This window comes from Micromonospora desertarenae (assembly GCF_056150265.1).
Genome location: NZ_JAXCFQ010000001.1, coordinates 75,666 through 94,335, shown reverse-complemented (window position 1 = coordinate 94,335; position 18,670 = coordinate 75,666). Strand labels below are relative to the sequence as shown.

Genomic DNA, 18,670 nt, shown 5'->3' with positions numbered 1-18,670 from the left:
GGCGGCGTCCACGGCTTCCGGCGCGGCGACGCCCCCGGCGCACCCCGGGCGGGGCGGTGGGGGCCGGGCGGGCGCCCGACCCCGCCGCGGGTTCACCGCCGGGCGGCGACCGGGTCGGGGTGGGCCGGGGCCGGCTCGGTCCGCTCGATCCGGCCCGGCCACCAGAACCGGTCGCCGAGCAGGAACGCCAGCGCCGGCACCAGCACCGTACGGACCAGCAGGGTGTCGAGCAGGACGCCGATGCAGACGATGATCCCGATCTGGGTGAGCAGGATCAGCGGCAGCACGCCCAGCACGGCGAAGACCGCGGCGAGCAGCACCCCGGCGCTGGTGATCACCCCGCCGGTGACCCCCAGCGCGGACCGCATGCCGGCGCGGGTGCCGGTGGCGCGGGCGTCCTCGCGGGCCCGGGTGACCAGGAAGATGTTGTAGTCCACCCCGAGCGCCACCAGGAACACGAAGGCGAGCAGCAGCACCTGGCTGTCCAGCGCCGGGAACCCGAGCACGTGGTCGAAGAGCAGCCACGCCGCGCCCAGGCTGGCGAAGAACGAGGCGATCACGGTGAGCACCAGCAGCACCGGGGCGAGCAGGCCGCGCAGCAGCAGCACGAGCACGGCGCCGACGAGCAGCAGGATGATCGGCAGGATCAGCCGCAGGTCCTTGCCGTTGGCCTCGTCGGAGTCGTAGGTGGCGGCGACCGTGCCGCCCACCACCGCCCCGGTGAAGGGGTCGGCGCCGTCGACCGCGGGCGGGGCGGAGCCGGGCACCGCGGCGACCGCGTCGCGCAGCGCCTCGACCGTCCGGTCGGAGCCGGCCGTGCCCGGCTCGTCCTCGAGCACCACGTCGACCTGGGCCACCGCGGCGCCCGCCTCGCCGGGGCGCGCGGACGCGACGCCCGGCACGGCCGCGGCGGCCGCCGTGACGGCCGGCACCGCCGCGGGCGTGGTGAGCACGGCGACCGGCTGGGTGGTGCCGGCGGGGAAGGCCCGGGCGAGGATCTCCGCGCCGGCGACCGCCTCGGGCTTGACCCGGAACTGCTCGGTCTCCGACAGGCCGGTGCGGATGCCGAGCCCGCCCAGGGCGAGCGCGGCGAGCAGCAGCACCGACAGCGCCGCCACCGGCGCGGGCCGGCGCTCGACGGCGGCGCCGAGCCGGCCCCACAGCCGGCCCTCGCGCACCGCGCCACCGACCCGGGGCACGAACGGCCAGAACAGGCCCCGTCCGAAGATCACCAGGGCGGCGGGGAGGACGAACAGCGCCGACGCCATGGCGAGCACGACGCCGGTGGCGCAGGCCACCGCGAGGGCCCGGTTGAGCTCCTGCTCGGACAGCAGGAGGGTGAGCACGCCGAGCACGACGGTGAAGCCGCTGGCGAGAATCGGCTCGGCGGTGCGGCGCAGGGCGGCGCGCATCGCCACGAAGCGGTCCTCCTCGCGCCGCAGTTCCTCCCGGTAGCGGGCGATGAGCAGCAGCGCGTAGTCCGTGGCGGCACCGAAGACGAGGACGCTGGCGATGCCGGTGACCGCGCCGCCGGGCATGTTGATGCCGACCGCGGGGACGATCGTGTCCAGGGCGCGCAGGGTGAGCTGCTCGGTGGCGGCCACGACGACGAGCGGCACGATCCACAGGAACGGGCTGCGGTAGGTGACGAGCAGCAGCAGCGCGACCACGGCGGCGGTGACGGTCAGCAGCGTGGTGTCGGCGCCGTCGAAGACCTTGGTCAGGTCGGTGGTGAAGGCGGGCCCACCGGTCACCGAGACGGTGAGTGTCTCGGGCACGTCGTCGAGGGCGGCGCGGAGCTGGTCGACCCGGCCGGCGACCTCCTCCTGCCCGCCGGCGGTCGACAGCGGCACGACGACCAGGGCGACGGTGCCGTCCGGGGAGACCTGCGGCGGGCTGACCCGGCCGCCGGCGGCGAACCCGCCCAGCTCGCCCGCCTGGCCGGCGAGCGCCGCGCGGTCGGCCTCGGTGAGCGGGCCGCCGTCGGCGCGGCTGGTGACCACGATCGCCGGCTGCACGTCGCGGGAGGGCAGCTGGTCCTGGAGCCGTTCGACCTGGGTCGACTGCCACTGCACGGACAGGCCGGTGGCCGAGACCGGTTCCGGGTTGTCCGGCTTGGGCAGCCCGAAGACGGCGGCGCCGACGACGATCGCGGCGACCACGGTGAGCCACGCGGCCAGCCGGCCACGGGCGACGCGGGTGAACAGGGACATGGGCGGCGCCTCCCGGTCTGCGGCCGGCGGGCGGCGGCCGCGGACGCGGCGGCACCTTCTCCCGGCTGCCAAGTATCTCGACAACCGAGATTATCGACCGCTGAGTTATGCTGCAACTCGACACCGACGGGGGCAGGGAAGGCGGACGTGGCGACGCACGGCATGTACCGGCGGCGGGAGACCCGACGCGAACGGCTGGTCGCGGAGATCGCCGCGGAGCTGCGCCGCTACTCCAGCGACGCCCAGCACATCGGGCACGCCTTCGCCAACCTGCACGGGCTCAACGCCACCGACCTGCAGGCGCTGATCGCGGTGATGGACGCCGAACTGGCCGACCAGCCGATCACCCCCGGGCGCCTGGGCGAGCAGCTCAACCTCTCCTCCGGCTCGGTCACCGCCCTGATCGACCGGCTGGAACGGGCCGGGCACATCCGCCGCGACCGCGACACCGCCGACCGGCGGAAGGTCTTCCTGCGCTACGCCGACCGGGGCGCCGAGCTGGCGACGGACTTCTTCCGGCCGCTGGGGCGGCGTACCGACGAGGTGATGTCCGGGTTCACCGACGACGAGCTGGCGGTGGTGCACCGGTTCATGTCGGCGATGAGCGCCTCGATGCGCGAACACCGCGACAGCGTCCGCTCGGCCCGTCTGGCCCCGGCCCGTCGCCCGGGCTGACCGTGGTGCTGGACCGGCTGGCCACCCGGGCCGCCACCGCGGTGCTGCGGCTGCCCGCCGCGCGCACCCGGCGGGTCACCCTGACCCGGGACCTCCCGGTGCGGGTCCGCGACGGGGTGCTGCTGCGCACCGACCACTACGCCCCCGACCTGCCCGGCGCGCCGGTCGTGCTGATCCGCACCCCGTACGGGCGGGGCGGGCCGATGCGGCTGCTCGGCCGCCTCGCCGCCGAACGGGGCTTCCACGTGGTGATCCAGTCCTGCCGCGGCACGTACGGCTCGGGCGGGGCGTTCGAGCCCCTGGTGCACGAGCGCGACGACGGCCTGGACACCCTGGACTGGCTGCGCCGCCAGCGCTGGTGGACCGGGGCGTTCGGCATGTTCGGCGCCAGCTACCAGGGGTTCGTGCAGTGGGCCCTGGCCGCCGACGCGGGCGACGAGCTGCGCGCGATGGTGGCCGTGGTGACCGCCTCGGCCACCCGCGACTCCACCTACGCCGGGGACTCGTTCGCGCTGGACACCGTGCTCACCTGGGCCGAGCTGCTGCAGGCGCAGACCGTGCCGTGGCTGGCCCGGCAGTGGGAACTCAAACGCGGGCAGCCCCGGCTGGTCGCCGCGCTAAGCCACCTGCCGCTGGCCGAGGCGGACCGGATCGCCACCGGGGTCACCGTGCCGTTCTTCCAGGAGTGGCTGCGCCACCACACGCCGGCCGCCGACTACTGGCGTACCCGGGTCTTCGACAACCGGATCGCCCAGGTGCGCGCGCCGGTGACGATGGTCAGCGGCTGGCACGACATCTTCCTGCCGGCGCAGCTGCGTGACTTCGCCGCCCTGCGCGCGGCCGGCGCCGCGCCCCGGCTGACCGTCGGGCCGTGGACCCACGGCAGCCCGGGCCTGTTCGTCGCCGCCCTGCGCGACGGGCTGGACTGGCTCGACGAGCACCTCGCCGGCCGCCCGGGGAGCCGGACCGCGCCGGTGCGGGTGCACGTCGGCGGCGCCGGCGGCGGCTGGCGGGACCTGCCGGACTGGCCGCCGCCGGCCACCCCCACCCGGTGGCACCTGCACCCGGCCGGCGCGCTGACCACCGGTGCGCCGGTGCCGTCCGCGCCGGACGGATTCTGGTACGACCCGGCCGACCCCACCCCCTCCCTCGGCGGCCCGCTGCTCGTCGCCCAGCGCGCCGGGCCGGTCGACAACCGCCCGGTGGAGGCCCGGCCCGACGTGCTCACCTGGACCAGCGCGCCGCTCGCCGACCCGGTCGAGGTGGCCGGCCCGGTGCACGCCGAGGTGCACGTGCGCAGCGAGCTGTCCCATCTCGACGTCTTCGTGCGACTGTGCGACGTGGACCGGCGCGGCCGGTCCTGGAACGTCTGCGACGGGCTGGTCCGCATCGAGCCCGGCCGCTACCCGGCCGACCAGGCCGGCGTCGTACGGGTGCCGGTGGAGCTGTGGCCCGCCGCCCACCGGTTCGCGCCCGGGCACCGGTTGCGGGTCCAGGTCTCCGGCGGCGCGCACCCCCGGTACGCGCGCAACCCCGGCACCGGGGAACCGCTCGGTACCGCCGTCACGCTGCGTGCCGGTCGCCGGGAGGTCCTGCACGACCCCGAGCACCCCTCGGCGATCGTCCTGCCCGTGCTGGAGTCCCCTCCGCCGCTCCGTCCACGCTGAACAGACCCGTCCTGAACTGGGCGTTCGTCCATCGACCGAGCTATGGTTGGGCAACGCCCGGCGTTGTGCACCAGTTGGCCGGGCTCGCGCGTGCAGCCCCCTCGCCGCATACGCGGCGTCACAGTCGTGCCCGGCCCCCGACCCGACGAGGGGGACCCATGACGCGCGCACCCACCAATCTGTTGACAGTGCGCAACCTGCTGCTCGCCCATCTCAACGTCGATCCGAACCGGGTACGGAGCCAGGACCTCGAACCGGCCGAGGTCGGCATCGTCGGCGACTCGGCACACCGCGGCGGCTACCACTGCGGCTCCGACCGGGTGGTCGCCGGCGACTACTCCGTGGTGGAGTCGCCCCGGGACCGCAACGGGCTGACCCTGGACGCCGCGGCGCTCGACGTCGGGCAGTTCCAGGTCAGCTCCGGCGGACGCACCCACGACCTGCGCAGCTTCTCCGTCTGGTGCGTCGGCCAGTGCGCGGCCAACGCCCCGGACACCCGGGACATCCGGGAGATCATCTACTCCCCGGACGGCAGGGTCGTCCGGCGGTGGGACCGGCTCGGGCGGCGCAGCACCGGCGACGACTCCCACCTGTGGCACACCCACTTCAGCTTCTTCCGCGACGCGATCAAGGCGGGCCGGGACCAGACCCCGCTGTTCCGCCGCTACCTGACCACCATCGGCCTGATCGAGGGAGACGACATGACCCCGCAGGAACACGCCTGGCTGGAAACCATCCACCGCAACCTGACAGTGCTCGACGGCCGCAACCCGGTCGGGCAGATCTACACCCGGATGGCGATGGGGGAGGACCACCTGAACACCAGCTACGTCGTGCCGCACCCCAGCCTGAAGAGTCTCGGCGCGCAGCTCAGCGCGGTGCAGACGGCGCTGAGCCAACTCGCCGGCCGGGACGTCACCGACGAACCGGCGATCATCGCGGGGGTACTGGCCGGGCTGACCCCGGAGAAGATCGCCGCGGCGATCCCACCCACGATGGCCCGGCAGGTCGCCGACGAACTGGCCCGTCGGCTGGCCTCCTGACCCGACCCCGGGCAGGGCGTGGGGCGGTCGTGCCCGGTGTCCGGCGAGCGTGATGCCGCGGAGTCGGCCCGACGAACTCCGCGGCATCAGGCCCGGTCCCGCCTGCTTCCCGCCGCTCGCCGCCACCCCGACCGCCGACCGGAGCACGAGTCAGCAAGAACAGTTGCGCAATACCTCTTGCGTAACTGCTCTTGCCAATGGCAGGCTGGCGGCATGCCCAACCCCGACGTACGCCAGGTGACCGACTCGCGCGTCCTGGCCGCGCTCGCCCACCCGCTGCGCCGGCGCCTGATGGATGTGCTGAAGGTGCACGGGCCGTCGACGGTCGGCGCCCTCGCCGAGCGCACCGAACAGGCTCCGGCCAACGTCAGCCACCACCTCAAGGTGCTCGCCGCCGCCGACCTGGTCGCCGAGGCGCCGGAGCTGGCGCGCGACCGCCGCGAGCGGTGGTGGCGCCTGGTCAGCCGGTCAGTGGCCTGGTCCAGCGCCGACTTCGACGACGACCCGGCCGCCCGGGCGGTGGCCGACGCCGCCACCTCGCTCAACCTCGACCGGCACGTCGCGCTGGCCCGGGCCTGGCACGCCGCCGGCGACGACGCGCACGACGCCTGGGGTGAGGGCCCGTTCTCCGTCGACCGCTGGCTGCACCTCACTCCGGAGGAGCTCGCCGAGCTGGGCCGCGAGCTGACCGACCTGCTGGCCCGGTGGGCCGAGCGGAAGGCGCTCGACGACGGCCGCGACCGCGAACCGGTCTTCCTGTTCGCCCACGGCATCCCGGCCCGGCCGTGAGCCCGCCGGCAGCGACCCGACCCGCCGTCCCGGACCAGCGGGCGGGGGACGCCGACCCCCGCCCGGCCAGCGGGCTGCGCGGGCACCGCGACTTCCGGCTGCTCTGGGCCGCGCAGACGGTCAGCAGTCTCGGCAGCAACGTCACAGCGGTGGCGTTGCCCCTGGTCGCGGTGACCGTGCTCGACGCGAGCACCTTCGCCGTCGCGGTGCTCACAGCCGCCGCCTGGCTGCCCTGGCTGCTCATCGGCCTGCCGGTCGGGGCCTGGGTGGACCGGCTGCGCCGCCGCCCGGTGATGATCGTCTGCGACGTGGCCTCGGCGCTGCTGTTCCTCAGCGTGCCGCTGGCCGCCGTGCTGGAGGTGCTCACCGTCGGGCAGTTGCTGGTGGTGGCCCTGGGTGGTGGGGTGTCCCGGGTCTTCTTCGAGACCGCCGACCAGGTCTACCTACCGGTCCTGCTGCGCCCGGAGCAGTTGCCGGCGGGCAACGCCCGGATCCAGGCCACCCACACCGCCAGCTACGTGCTGGGCCCCGGGATCGCCGGCCTGGTGGCACAGCTCGCCGGCGCGGTCACCGCGCTGCTGCTGGACGCGCTGAGCTTCCTGGTCTCCGCGGCCTGCCTGCTGCGCATCCGCCGGGTCGAACCTCGGCCGGAGCGGGCCGGGCGGACGTCCTCGCTGCGCCGGGAGATCGCCGAGGGGGTCCGGTTCGTCGCCGGTGATCCGTACCTGCGGGTGCTGACGCTGTTCGGCGCGGCCAGCAACATCGGACTGGTCGGCTACCAGGCAGTCCTGGTGGTCTTCCTGGTCCGCGAGGTGGACGTCGCGCCGGGCCCGGTCGGCGTGCTGGTGGCGGTGATGAGCCTCGGTGGTGTCGTCGGCGCGGTGCTGGCCACCGCGCTCGGGCGTCGCGTCGGCACGGCGCGGACGATGCTGCTGGCGGCGGCGCTGACCGGACCGCCCGCGCTGTTGATCCCGCTGGCCGGGCCGGGCGCCGGGCTGGCCTGGCCGGCGCTCGGCGGGGTGCTGGTCAGCCTCGGGGTGGCGGTGGGCAACGTGCTCAAGAGCAGCTTCCGGCAGGCGTACCCGCCGCACCACCTGCTCGGCCGGGTGACGGTCAGCATGCAGCTGCTCAACTACGGCACCATCCCGCTGGCCGCGGTGGCCGCCGGTGCGCTCGGCGCCGCCTTCGGCACCCGCGCCGCGCTCGGGGTGATGACCGGCTGGCTGGCGCTCACCCCGCTGATCCTGCTGGTCGGTCCGCTGCGCCGGCGGCGCGACCTGCCCGCCGGGCCGGAACGACGCTGACGTGCCGGGGCGGCGGCCGGGCCACGGCCGCCGCCACCGGCTCCGGTCACATCGGCCGGACGTTGTCCGCCTGCGGACCCTTCTGCCCCTGGGTCACCTCGAACTCGACCTTCTGGCCCTCGCTCAGCTCCCGGTAACCGCTCGTCGCGATCGCCGAGTAGTGGACGAACACGTCCGGACCCCCGCCGTCCTGCTCGATGAAGCCGAAGCCCTTTTCCGAGTTGAACCACTTGACCGTGCCGGTTGCCATGCATCTCTCCTGTTCGAAGCGGCTGACCGCCGGCCGTCTCGGCCGATGATCGCCCTGTACCTTGTCGACAGTAACCGGCCAAACCCCGATCTGCCGGGCGAAGTGCCGCAGGTGGTGTCGACAGTTCCGCCGGCCGGCATCGTGAAAGCCGCCCGGCGGCCGGCCCGCTACGGCATGCTTGCGCCGGTGACCGACGCCGCGCACGCCGCCCTGACCGACCTGGAGCGGGAGATCCTCGCCCCCGGCGGTGGGTTGGACCGGCTCCGGCTGGTGCGTACGCCCTTCGTCCCCGAGGTGCGGCTGCACCTGGCCGAGGACGCGATCGTCTGGTGGGCCCGGATGGAGGCGCACGCCGGACGCCACCTTCCGCCGCCGTACTGGGCGTCGGTCTGGGCCGGCGGGCAGGCCCTCGCCCGCTACCTGCTCGACCACCCGGAACTGGCCAGCGGACGCCGGGTGCTCGACCTGGCCGCCGGCTCCGGCCTGGTGGCCATCGCCGCGGCGCTCGCCGGCGCCCGTCGGGTGGTGGCCAACGACATCGACCCGTACGCGGTGGCGGCGGTCACGGTCAACGCCCGGGCCAACCGGGTCGCCGTCGCGGCCACCGGTGGCGACCTGCTCGACACCGACGGCGCCGGGGTGGACCTGCTGGTGGCCGGGGACGTGCTCTACGACGGGCCGCTGGCGGCGCGGATGCTGGCCTTCCTGCGCCGGGTCGCCGCCACCGGCGCCGACGTGCTGGTCGGCGACCCCGGCCGGGGGCATCTGCCGGCGGACGGCCTGAGGGTGGTCGCCGACTATCCGGTGCCCACCACCGAGCCCAGCGTCGACTCGCCGGTGCGCCGGGTGCAGGTGCTGCGCCCCCGCTGAGGCGGGGACCGACTCAGGGACGACCCCGAGCGGGACTCAGGGGCGGGTGGGGGAGCAAACCCGATGTCCAAGATGGTCCGCGGGTCATAGCGTACGGGGCATGGCGGATTGGCTGGCCCAGGTCGGAGAGCTTCCCATCACCCTGCTGATGGGGGTGCTCGGAGTGGTCATGCTCTTCGACGCCGTGCCGCTGCTCGGGGTGCTGGTCCCGGGCGACGTGGCGATCCTCGCCGCGGTCGGGGTGGGGCGGCCGGCGACGGGGTTGGCCACGTTCACCGCCGTGGTGGTCGGTTGCCTCGCCGGCTGGTCGCTGAGCTTCCTGGCCGGCCGCCGGTGGGGTGACCGGCTGCGACGCAGCCGGGTCGGCGGCTGGATCGGCGAGTCGCGCTGGGCGGCGGCCGAGGGGATCCTGCGCCGCGGGGGTGGCCGGATGGTGCTGATCGCCCCGTTCCTGCCGGTGTTCAACGCGCTGCTGCCGCTGGCCGCCGGCGGGCTGCGGATGTCGTACCGGCGCTTCCTCGGCTGCGCCACCCTCGGCGCCGCCGCCTGGGCCGGCCTCTACCTGGTGCTCGGCACCGCGTCCCGGTCGCTGGCCGGGCTGCTGCCCGGCTCGGCCAGCCCGATGCTGGTGACCATGGGGGTCGGTCTGCTGCTGGCCACGCTGGTGCTGCTGGGCACGCGGCGGCGGCTGCGGTCGCTGACCGCCTGAGCTGCGCTTGGCGGGTGGGGGCCCCGTGCCCGGCTCCGGGCGGTCAGGCCTGATCCCCGCGCCGGTCGCGGGCGAGCCCCTCCCCGGCGTGGCCGAGGTCGTCCGCCCGGGTGGGGTTCCGTCGCCGCCGGGTCGGGCGAGCCGGGCCGACGGGGTTGTGGGGCTGGTGTCGCTGGCGATTCGCCAGGTACTGGTGACCCACACCGTGTCCGGGATATCGGGGTGTCCGCAGGCTCGGGATGCCGCCATATCCCGGACACGCAGCGCCGACCAGGGACCGGTCCCGAGGCCGCGTCATGACCGCGGGACTACCAGCCGCGGGCGCGCCACTGGGGGAGGGCGGGGCGTTCGGCGCCGAGGGTGCTGTCCTTGCCGTGGCCCGGGTAGAACCAGGTCTCGTCGGGCAGCCGGTCGAAGAGCTTGTGCTCGACGTCGTCGATCAGCGTGCCGAACCGCTGCGGGTCCTTGTTGGTGTTGCCCACCCCACCCGGGAAGAGGCTGTCACCGGTCCACAGGTGCGGGATGCCGGCCGGGTCGCGGTAGAGCAGCGCGATCGAGCCAGGGGTGTGCCCGCGCAGGTGGATGACCTCCAGCGGGCAGTCACCGACCCGCACCGTGTCGCCGTCGGCGAGCGGTTCCGACTCGATCGGCAGCCCCGCCGCGTCGTCGGCGTGGGCCAGGGCGCGGGCGCCGGTCTTGGCGACCACCTCCTCCAGCGCCACCCAGTGGTCCATGTGCTGGTGGGTGGTGACCACGGTGGCCAGGCCGGCGTCGCCGACCAGCTCCAGCAGGCGCGGCGCCTCGTTCGCGGCGTCGATCAGCAACTGCTCGCCGGTCGCCCGGCAGCGCAGCAGGTAGGCGTTGTTGTCCATCGGGCCCACCGACACCTTGGTGATGGTGAGCCGGTCGAGCTCGCGTACGGCCGGCGCGCCGCCGGGTGAGACGTCTCCGCGGTAGGTCATGACGGTGTCTATATCCATTCCGGTGGCTCGGGGAGCGGACCGTCCGGGGTGACGGTCAGCACGGTGCCGCGGCTGCGTCCGATCAGCCAGGCGGCGAGTTCGGGGGCGGCGCCGGTGACCACCGGCGCGTGCGCCCGGTCGCCGATCACCAGTTCGTGCCGGCTGCCGTCGAACCGCAGCACCATCGGCGGCGCGTCGCCGCGCTCGGCCAGGTCGGTGGCCACCTCGTGCAGCAGCCGGTGACCGAACGCCTCGGGCCAGTCGGCCGGGCGGTGCCCGGCGGCCAGGTCGACGTGGTGCACCTCCAACTCCCGCAGCCGGCCCCACACCAGCAGGGCCGCCACCTTGGGGCCGCGCGGGGTGTCGACGGTCGCCGTCCACGCCTCGGTGGGCATCGCGGCCACCGCCTCGGCGAACCGGTCGGCCGAGCGGCGCAGGTCGTCCAGGTGGGCCTCGGGCGGGCGGCCGGCGCCGGCCTCGATGTCGGCGGCCCGGGCCGCCGCCGAGGCGTACATCGGCACCTGCTCGCCGGTCCGGGCCGCGGTGAGCAGGTTGACGAAGCCGTCGGCGTTGCGGGCCAGGTGCGTCAGCACGTGCCCGCGGGTCCAGCCCGGCAGCAGCGACGCGGCGGCGATGTCCGCGCTGTCGAAGGTGGCCGCGGTGCGCAGCAGGCGCGCCGTGGCGTCGTCCACCTCACCGGTCAGCAGGAGCGGATCCGTGGTCACGGTCCGACCCTATCCGTCGGGCGCCCGCCCGTCGCCGGGGAAATCGCTTTCGGCGCGTCGCCGGGGCCCCTACCGTCGGCTCCAACGCGGCACCGGGACCCGGAGGAGGTGGTGATCATGCCGGTCTCAGCGCCCGTGCGTCACCCACTCCGACACCGATGAGGACTGCATGACCATCGATTTGACCGCCCTCGGCTGGGACGCCGACCGGGCGGCACACCCGCACCGCCGTACCGACCATCGCCCGGGCCGGGTGGCCCGGGTCGACCGCGGCGTGTGCACCGTGCTCGGCGCGGACGGCCCCGTGCGCGCCACCCTGGGCGGGCCGGTGCTGGCCGCCGCCGCCCACGACCTGACCCGGCTGCCCTGTGCCGGGGACTGGGTGCTGCTCGGCACCTGGCCGGACGGGCGGATCACCGTCGAGACGGTGCTGCCCCGGCGTACCGCGCTGATCCGCCGGACCGCCGGCAAGGACGCCAGCGGCCAGGTGCTCGCCGCGAACCTGGACGCCGCCGCCGTGGTAGAACCGGTGCACCCCGAGCCGGACGTCGGCCGGATCGAGCGGCTGCTCTCCCTCGCCCACGAGTCGGGCGCCCGGCCGCTGGTGGTGCTCACCAAGGCCGACCTGGCGGCCGACCCGGCGGCGGTCGCCCGGCAGCTCGCCGCGGTCGCGCCCGGGGTGCCCGTGCTGCCGGTCAGCGCCGAGCGCGGCACCGGGCTGGAACCGCTGCGCGCCGAGGTGGCGCCCGGCCGCACGCTGGCCCTGCTCGGCCCGTCCGGCGCCGGCAAGTCGAGCCTGGTCAACGCGTTGGCCGGGACGGTGGTGATGCCCACCCAGGCGATCCGCCGGGTCGACGGCAAGGGCCGGCACACCACCACCTGGCGGGCCCTGGTCCCGGTGCCCGGCGGCGGGGCCGTGCTGGACACCCCCGGGGTGCGCGCGGTCGGCCTGCTCGACGGCTCGGCCGGGCTCGACCGGGCGTTCGCCGACATCGCCGAACTCGCCACCGGCTGCCGCTACGGCGACTGCGGGCACGACGGGGAGCCCGGCTGCGCGGTGCGCGAGGCGCTGGAGAGCGGGGAGCTGCCGCCCCGGCGCTGGGAGAGCTGGCGGCGGCTGCAACGGGAGGTGGCGTACGAGACCCGGCGGCGGGAGACCCGGCTGGCCGCCGAGCGCCGGGGCGGCTGGCGCGGCGCCCGCCGACGGGTGAACCGGCCGGCCCGCCCACCCTCGCCCGGCGGCCTCTGAGCCGCCCGACGCATCCCGACGCCCCGGCGCGTTGCCGGCGGCCGGCGCCTGCCGGCGTCGGGTGGGCCGGGTCCGGGGTATGCCGGGTCTGGCGCGTGCCGGCGTCGGGTGGGCCGGGTCCGGGGTGTGTCGGGCGGGGCGGAGTGAGTCACTCCCGAGTCGGCGCGAGGTGCCCCCGGAGCCTCCCGGCGCCGCCGGACCGTGGGCGCGGCCGACCGGTCTGAGCTGGGGGAATGTGCCGGCGGAGAAAAGTGTCGTACCTCGGGGCTAGAGTTGCCGAGGCGCTTTTCTGCGCCCGCACAACCGCTCAGAACCATCACGGAGCGGACAGATCCTCCTCCTCTTCCTCACCGGGAGTACACGGCAGTGGCCGACCGACTGATCATCCGTGGCGCGCGCGAACACAACCTGCGTGACGTCAGTCTCGACCTACCCCGGGACGCCCTGATCGTCTTCACCGGGCTCTCCGGGTCGGGCAAGTCGAGCCTGGCCTTCGACACGATCTTCGCCGAGGGGCAGCGCCGCTACGTCGAGTCGCTCTCCTCGTACGCCCGGCAGTTCCTCGGCCAGATGGACAAGCCGGACGTCGACTTCATCGAGGGCCTCAGCCCGGCCGTCTCGATCGACCAGAAGTCCACCTCGCGCAACCCGCGGTCCACCGTCGGCACGATCACCGAGGTCTACGACTACCTCCGCCTGCTCTTCGCCCGCATCGGGGAGCCGCACTGCCCGGTCTGCGGCGAACGGATCTCGCGGCAGAGCCCGCAGCAGATCGTCGACCGGGTGCTCGGCATGGCCGAGGGCACCCGGTTCATGGTGCTCGCCCCGGTGGTCCGCGGCCGCAAGGGCGAGTACGTCGACCTCTTCGCCGAGCTCCAGGCCAAGGGCTACGCCCGGGCCCGGGTCGACGGCGTGGTGCACCCGCTGACCGAGCCGCCGAAGCTCAAGAAGCAGGAGAAGCACACCATCGAGGTGGTGATCGACCGGCTCACCGTCAAGCCGAGCGCCAAGCAGCGGCTCACCGACTCGGTCGAGGCGGCCCTGGGCCTCTCCGGTGGGCTGGTCCTGCTCGACTTCGTCGACCTGCCCGAGGACGACCCGGAGCGGGAGCGCCGCTTCTCGGAGAACCTGGCCTGCCCGAACGACCACCCGCTCGCCATCGAGGACCTGGAACCCCGGGTCTTCTCCTTCAACGCCCCCTACGGCGCCTGCCCGGAGTGCACCGGCCTGGGCACCAAGAAGGAGGTCGACCCGGAGCTGGTCGTGCCCGACCCGGAGCGCACCCTGCGCGAGGGCGCCATCCAGCCCTGGGCCACCGGGCACAACCTCGAATACTTCCTGCGGCTGCTGGAGGCGCTCGGCGAGGCCGAGCACTTCGACGTCGACACGCCGTGGCGGGCCCTGCCGTCCCGGGCGCAGAAGACCATCCTGCACGGCTCCGACGACCAGGTGCACGTGCGCTACCGCAACAAGTACGGCCGCGAGCGCTCCTACTACACCGGCTTCGAGGGCGTGGTGCAGTGGATCGAGCGCCGGCACGCCGACACCGAGTCGGAGTGGTCACGCGACAAGTACGAGGGCTACATGCGGGACGTGCCCTGCGCGGCCTGCGGCGGCGCCCGGCTCAAGCCCGAGGTGCTCGCGGTCACCATCGCCGGCAAGAGCATCGCCGAGGTCTGCAACCTCTCGGTCGGTGAGTGCGCCGAGCTGCTGGCCGGCATCGAGCTGACCGACCGGCAGAAGATGATCGCCGAGCGGGTGCTCAAGGAGATCAACGCCCGGCTGCGGTTCCTGCTCGACGTCGGCCTGGACTACCTCTCCCTGGACCGGCCGGCCGGCACCCTCTCCGGCGGCGAGGCGCAGCGCATCCGGCTGGCCACCCAGATCGGCTCCGGCCTGGTCGGCGTGCTCTACGTGCTGGACGAGCCGTCCATCGGGCTGCACCAGCGCGACAACCACCGGTTGATCGAGACCCTGGTCCGGCTGCGCGGTCTGGGCAACACGCTGATCGTCGTCGAGCACGACGAGGACACCATCCGTACCGCCGACTGGATCGTCGACATCGGTCCGGGCGCCGGCGAGCACGGCGGCAAGATCGTGCACAGCGGCTCGGTGCCGGCGCTGCTGGAGAACCAGGATTCGGTGACCGGGGCGTACCTGTCCGGCCGCAAGTCGATCCCGACGCCGTCGACGCGCCGCCCGCAGACCCCGGGCCGCGAGCTGGTGGTGCACGGCGCGCGGGAGCACAACCTGCGCAACCTGACGGTGTCGTTCCCGCTCGGCCAGCTGATCGCGGTCACCGGGGTCAGCGGCTCCGGCAAGTCGACCCTGGTCAACGACATTCTCTACGCCGTACTGGCCAACCAGATCAACGGCGCCCGGCTGGTGCCCGGCCGGCACACCCGGGTCTCCGGGCTGGAGCACGTCGACAAGGTCGTCGGCGTCGACCAGTCGCCGATCGGGCGGACGCCACGGTCCAACCCGGCCACCTACACCGGGGTCTGGGACCACGTCCGCAAGCTCTTCGCCGAGACCACCGAGGCCAAGGTCCGGGGGTACGGCCCCGGCCGGTTCTCGTTCAACGTCAAGGGCGGCCGCTGCGAGGCGTGCTCCGGCGACGGCACCATCAAGATCGAGATGAACTTCCTGCCCGACGTGTACGTCCCCTGCGAGGTCTGCAAGGGCGCTCGCTACAACCGGGAGACCCTGGAGGTGCACTACAAGGGCAAGACCGTCTCCGACGTGCTGGAGATGCCGATCGAGGAGGCGGCCGAGTTCTTCTCCGCCATCCCGGCCATCCACCGGCACCTCAGGACGCTGGTCGACGTCGGCCTCGGCTACGTCCGGCTCGGGCAGCCGGCGCCGACCCTCTCCGGCGGCGAGGCGCAGCGCGTGAAGCTCGCCTCCGAGTTGCAGAAGCGTTCCACCGGGCGGACGGTCTACGTGCTCGACGAGCCGACCACCGGCCTGCACTTCGAGGACATCCGCAAGCTGCTGATGGTGCTCGAGGGCCTGGTCGACAAGGGCAACACGGTGATCACCATCGAGCACAACCTCGACGTGATCAAGTCGGCGGACTGGCTGATCGACATGGGCCCCGAGGGCGGGCACCGGGGCGGCACGGTGCTGGCCACCGGCACCCCGGAGGAGGTCGCCGAGGTCGCCGAGAGCCACACCGGGCAGTTCCTGCGCCAGGTGCTCAAGCTCGACGGCGCGGCGAAGGGCGCGACTGCGGCCACCACCCGGGCGGCCAAGGCCAACGGCACCAAGCGCACCCCCCGCAAGGCGGCGGCCTCCGCCCGCTGACCCGCCACCACGGATCCCACGGTGGCCACGGGATCGACGGCCGTCACCGCCGTCGACCCGCGGCTAATCTCGTGATCAACGGACCCTGTCCCGCGCGGGGAGGGGCAGCGGCCGTCCCGATCGGGTGAACCGGTCGGGACCGTGGTGCGTGTCACCAGGTGCGGCCGCGGGATCATGAGGGGCGGCGGCAGCCGAGAGAGAGGCGAGGCATGAGTGACGATCAGGAGCTGACCGGGCCGGTCACCCAGACCCGGCGGGCCCTGCTCACCGGCGCGGGAGCGGTCGGGGCGGCGGTGGTCCTGGCGGCCTGCGGCGGCGAGGACTCCGGTGACGGGTCCGCGCCGACCAGCGGCGGGCCGGCCGTACCGAGCTCCGGCGACGCCGGCGGCGGCGACCGGCAGGGGGCGCAGTCGCTGGCCCGGACCGCGGACGTCCCGGTCGGCGGCGGCGTGGTCCTCGCCGCGGAGGGCGTCGTGATCACCCAGCCGTCCGCCGGCGAGTTCAAGGGCTTCGACCCGATCTGCACCCACCAGGGCTGCCCGGTGACGAACGTCGACGGCGGCACCATCAACTGCACCTGCCACGGCAGCAAGTTCTCCATCGCCGACGGTTCCGTCAAGGCCGGTCCGGCCACCAAGCCGCTGGCGCCGAAGGACGTCAAGGTCACCGGCGACCAGATCTCGTTCGCCTGACCGCCCGGGCGCGACCGGCCCTTGCGGCAGCCCGGGGTGTCCCCGGTGGGGCGACGCCCCGGGCTGCCGCCTCCCGGCCGACGGGCGGCCAACCGGGGCGTCCGCCGCGCCGGCCGAGGGCTGTCGGGGGTGCGGACTAGGCTTGCTGCCGTGGCTGACCCCTCGACCTACCGTCCCGCGCCCGGCACCATTCCGGAGTCGCCCGGGGTCTACCGCTTCCGCGACGGCACCGGCCGGGTGATCTACGTCGGCAAGGCGAAGAACCTGCGCAGCCGGCTCAACTCCTACTTCGCCGACCTCTGGGGCCTGCACCAGCGCACCCAGCAGATGGTCACCACGGCCGAGTCGGTCGACTGGGTCACCGTCGGCACCGAGGTCGAGGCGCTCCAGCTCGAATACACCTGGATCAAGCAGTACGACCCCCGGTTCAACGTCCGCTACCGCGACGACAAGTCGTATCCCTACCTCGCGGTCACCCTCGACGAGGAGTTCCCGCGCCTGCAGGTGATGCGCGGCGCCAAGCGCAAGGGGGTGCGCTACTTCGGGCCCTACTCGCACGCCTGGGCCATCCGCGAGACGCTCGACCTGCTGCTGCGCGTCTTCCCCGCGCGTACCTGCTCGGCGGGGGTGTTCAAGCGGGCCGGCCAGGTCGGCCGCCCCTGCCTGCTGGGCTACATCGGCAAGTGCTCGGCGCCCTGCGTGGGCAGCGTCTCCGCCGAGCAGCACCGCGAGATCGTCGACGGCTTCTGCGACTTCATGGCCGGCCGCACCGACACCATGGTGCGCAAGCTGGAGCGCGAGATGGCCGAGGCCAGCGAGCAGTTGGAGTTCGAGCGGGCGGCCCGGCTGCGCGACGACATCGCCGCGCTGCGCCGGGCGATGGAGAAGCAGACGGTGGTGCTCGGCGACGGCACCGACGCCGACGTGGTGGCGTTCGCCGACGACCCGCTGGAGGCGGCCGTCCAGGTCTTCCACGTCCGCGACGGCCGGGTGCGCGGCCAGCGCGGCTGGGTGGTGGAGAAGACCGAGGACCTGACCACCGGCGACCTGGTGCACCACTTCTGCACCCAGGTCTACGGCGGCGAGCAGGGCGAGGCCGACGTGCCGCGCGAGCTGCTGGTGCCCGAGCTGCCCGCCGACGCCGACGCGCTGGCCGACTGGCTCGGCAGCCACCGGGGCAGCCGGGTGAGCCTGCGGGTGCCGCAGCGCGGCGACAAGCGGGCTCTGCTGGAGACGGTGGCGCGCAACGCCAAGGACGCGCTGGCCCGGCACAAGCTGCGCCGCGCCGGCGACCTGACCACCCGCGGCAAGGCGCTCGACGAGATCAGCGAGGCGCTCGGCATGCGGACCTCGCCGCTGCGGATCGAGTGCTTCGACATCTCGCAGATCCAGGGCACCGACGTGGTGGCCAGCATGGTCGTCTTCGAGGACGGGCTGCCGCGCAAGAGCGAGTACCGCCGGTTCATCATCCGGGGCGCCACCGACGACCTCTCCGCGATGTCCGAGGTGCTGCGCCGCCGCTTCGCCCGTTACCTGGACTCCCGTGCCGAGACCGGCGAGGCGGGCGTGGAGGCGGCCGACGACCCGGGCGCCCCCGCCGGCCAGACCGACGGCGACGAGCCCCGGGTGGGCGCGCTGGTCGACCCGACCACCGGCCGGCCGCGCAAGTTCGCGTACCCGCCGCAGCTGGTGGTGGTCGACGGCGGGGCGCCGCAGGTCGCGGCGGCCGCGCAGGCGCTCGCCGAGCTGGGCATCGACGACGTGGCGCTCTGCGGGCTGGCCAAGCGGCTGGAGGAGGTCTGGCTGCCCGACGACGAGTTCCCGGTCATCCTCCCGCGCACCTCCGAGGGGCTCTACCTGCTGCAACGGGTCCGCGACGAGGCGCACCGGTTCGCCATCACCTTCCACCGGCAGCGGCGCTCCAAGCGGATGACGGAGTCGGCGCTGGACAAGGTCCCCGGCCTGGGGGAGGTGCGGCGCAAGGCGCTGCTGCGGCACTTCGGCTCGCTCAAGCGGCTCTCGGCCGCCACGGTGGAGGAGATCACCGAGGTGCCCGGCGTGGGCCGGCGCACCGCCGAGGCGATCCTCGCGCGGTTGGCCGGCAACGACGGCGCGTCGGGGGAGCGCGGCAGAACCGCCGGGTCGGGGGAACACGACGCAGCCGCCGGGCCGGAGCAGCGCGGCGGCGCCGAGCCGGAGTCGCCGTAACCTCACGG

General features: G+C 74.4%; 15 protein-coding genes. 11 read left to right on the top strand and 4 right to left on the bottom strand.

Annotated elements, in window-relative coordinates; all coding sequences use genetic code 11:
- Nucleotides 1-92: 92 nt before the first annotated feature.
- Entirely contained in the window at nucleotides 93-2,213 is a 2,121-nt protein-coding gene (locus SM577_RS00425; RefSeq protein ID WP_302921730.1) for an MMPL family transporter, read from the bottom strand.
- A gap of 162 nt (nucleotides 2,214-2,375) precedes the next feature.
- Between SM577_RS00425 and SM577_RS00420 the strand changes: the two genes are divergently transcribed.
- The 5 genes from SM577_RS00420 to SM577_RS00400 all read left to right on the top strand — a co-directional run bounded on the left by SM577_RS00420 (nucleotide 2,376) and on the right by SM577_RS00400 (nucleotide 7,691).
- Nucleotides 2,376-2,888: a MarR family winged helix-turn-helix transcriptional regulator gene (locus SM577_RS00420; RefSeq protein ID WP_302921792.1), complete on the top strand. Its 513-nt coding sequence runs from the start codon at nucleotides 2,376-2,378 to the stop codon at nucleotides 2,886-2,888.
- 5 nt (nucleotides 2,889-2,893) lie between these two features.
- The gene (locus SM577_RS00415; RefSeq protein WP_474586036.1) at nucleotides 2,894-4,555 is read left to right on the top strand and encodes a CocE/NonD family hydrolase; all 1,662 of its coding nucleotides are present in this window, start codon (nucleotides 2,894-2,896) and stop codon (nucleotides 4,553-4,555) included.
- A gap of 158 nt (nucleotides 4,556-4,713) precedes the next feature.
- On the top strand, nucleotides 4,714-5,598 hold the full coding sequence (locus tag SM577_RS00410) for a hypothetical protein (protein WP_302921732.1): 885 nt from the start codon (nucleotides 4,714-4,716) through the stop codon (nucleotides 5,596-5,598).
- Nucleotides 5,599-5,811: 213 nt separating this feature from the next.
- Nucleotides 5,812-6,387, top strand: coding sequence for an ArsR/SmtB family transcription factor (locus SM577_RS00405; protein ID WP_474586035.1), 576 nt, complete (start codon nucleotides 5,812-5,814; stop codon nucleotides 6,385-6,387).
- Complete coding sequence (locus tag SM577_RS00400; RefSeq protein WP_474586034.1) at nucleotides 6,384-7,691, top strand: MFS transporter; 1,308 nt, start codon at nucleotides 6,384-6,386, stop codon at nucleotides 7,689-7,691. The genes SM577_RS00405 and SM577_RS00400 overlap by 4 nt, the downstream gene beginning before the upstream one ends.
- A 46-nt stretch (nucleotides 7,692-7,737) precedes the next feature.
- Here the strand turns inward: SM577_RS00400 and SM577_RS00395 are convergent, their stop codons facing one another.
- Complete coding sequence (locus SM577_RS00395) at nucleotides 7,738-7,941, bottom strand: cold-shock protein (protein WP_088992880.1); 204 nt, start codon at nucleotides 7,939-7,941, stop codon at nucleotides 7,738-7,740.
- Nucleotides 7,942-8,115: 174 nt separating this feature from the next.
- On the opposite strand from SM577_RS00395, the gene SM577_RS00390 reads away from it, so the two are divergent.
- Both SM577_RS00390 and SM577_RS00385 read left to right on the top strand, forming a co-directional pair.
- On the top strand, nucleotides 8,116-8,811 hold the full coding sequence (locus tag SM577_RS00390; protein WP_474586214.1) for a class I SAM-dependent methyltransferase: 696 nt from the start codon (nucleotides 8,116-8,118) through the stop codon (nucleotides 8,809-8,811).
- A 100-nt stretch (nucleotides 8,812-8,911) separates the two neighbouring features.
- Entirely contained in the window at nucleotides 8,912-9,520 is a 609-nt protein-coding gene (locus SM577_RS00385; RefSeq protein ID WP_302921735.1) for a DedA family protein, read from the top strand.
- Nucleotides 9,521-9,828: 308 nt separating this feature from the next.
- Here SM577_RS00385 and SM577_RS00380 read toward each other — a convergent pair whose 3' ends face one another.
- Both SM577_RS00380 and SM577_RS00375 read right to left on the bottom strand, forming a co-directional pair.
- On the bottom strand, nucleotides 9,829-10,482 hold the full coding sequence (locus SM577_RS00380; protein WP_302921736.1) for an MBL fold metallo-hydrolase: 654 nt from the start codon (nucleotides 10,480-10,482) through the stop codon (nucleotides 9,829-9,831).
- A gap of 8 nt (nucleotides 10,483-10,490) precedes the next feature.
- The gene (locus SM577_RS00375; protein WP_302921737.1) at nucleotides 10,491-11,207 is read right to left on the bottom strand and encodes a maleylpyruvate isomerase family mycothiol-dependent enzyme; all 717 of its coding nucleotides are present in this window, start codon (nucleotides 11,205-11,207) and stop codon (nucleotides 10,491-10,493) included.
- Nucleotides 11,208-11,376: 169 nt separating this feature from the next.
- Between SM577_RS00375 and rsgA the strand changes: the two genes are divergently transcribed.
- From rsgA to uvrC, 4 genes are all read left to right on the top strand, one after another.
- Nucleotides 11,377-12,456, top strand: coding sequence for a ribosome small subunit-dependent GTPase A (rsgA, locus tag SM577_RS00370; RefSeq protein WP_474586033.1), 1,080 nt, complete (start codon nucleotides 11,377-11,379; stop codon nucleotides 12,454-12,456).
- Between the two features lie 366 nt (nucleotides 12,457-12,822).
- Nucleotides 12,823-15,762, top strand: coding sequence for an excinuclease ABC subunit UvrA (gene uvrA / locus SM577_RS00365; RefSeq protein ID WP_474586032.1), 2,940 nt, complete (start codon nucleotides 12,823-12,825; stop codon nucleotides 15,760-15,762).
- Between the two features lie 209 nt (nucleotides 15,763-15,971).
- Nucleotides 15,972-16,454 (top strand): Rieske (2Fe-2S) protein, encoded by a 483-nt coding sequence (locus tag SM577_RS00360; RefSeq protein ID WP_302921740.1) that lies wholly within the window; start codon nucleotides 15,972-15,974, stop codon nucleotides 16,452-16,454.
- 150 nt (nucleotides 16,455-16,604) lie between these two features.
- Nucleotides 16,605-18,662, top strand: a complete 2,058-nt coding sequence (gene uvrC, locus SM577_RS00355) for an excinuclease ABC subunit UvrC (RefSeq protein WP_302921742.1) — start codon at nucleotides 16,605-16,607, stop codon at nucleotides 18,660-18,662.
- The last annotated feature ends 8 nt before the right edge of the window (nucleotides 18,663-18,670 follow it).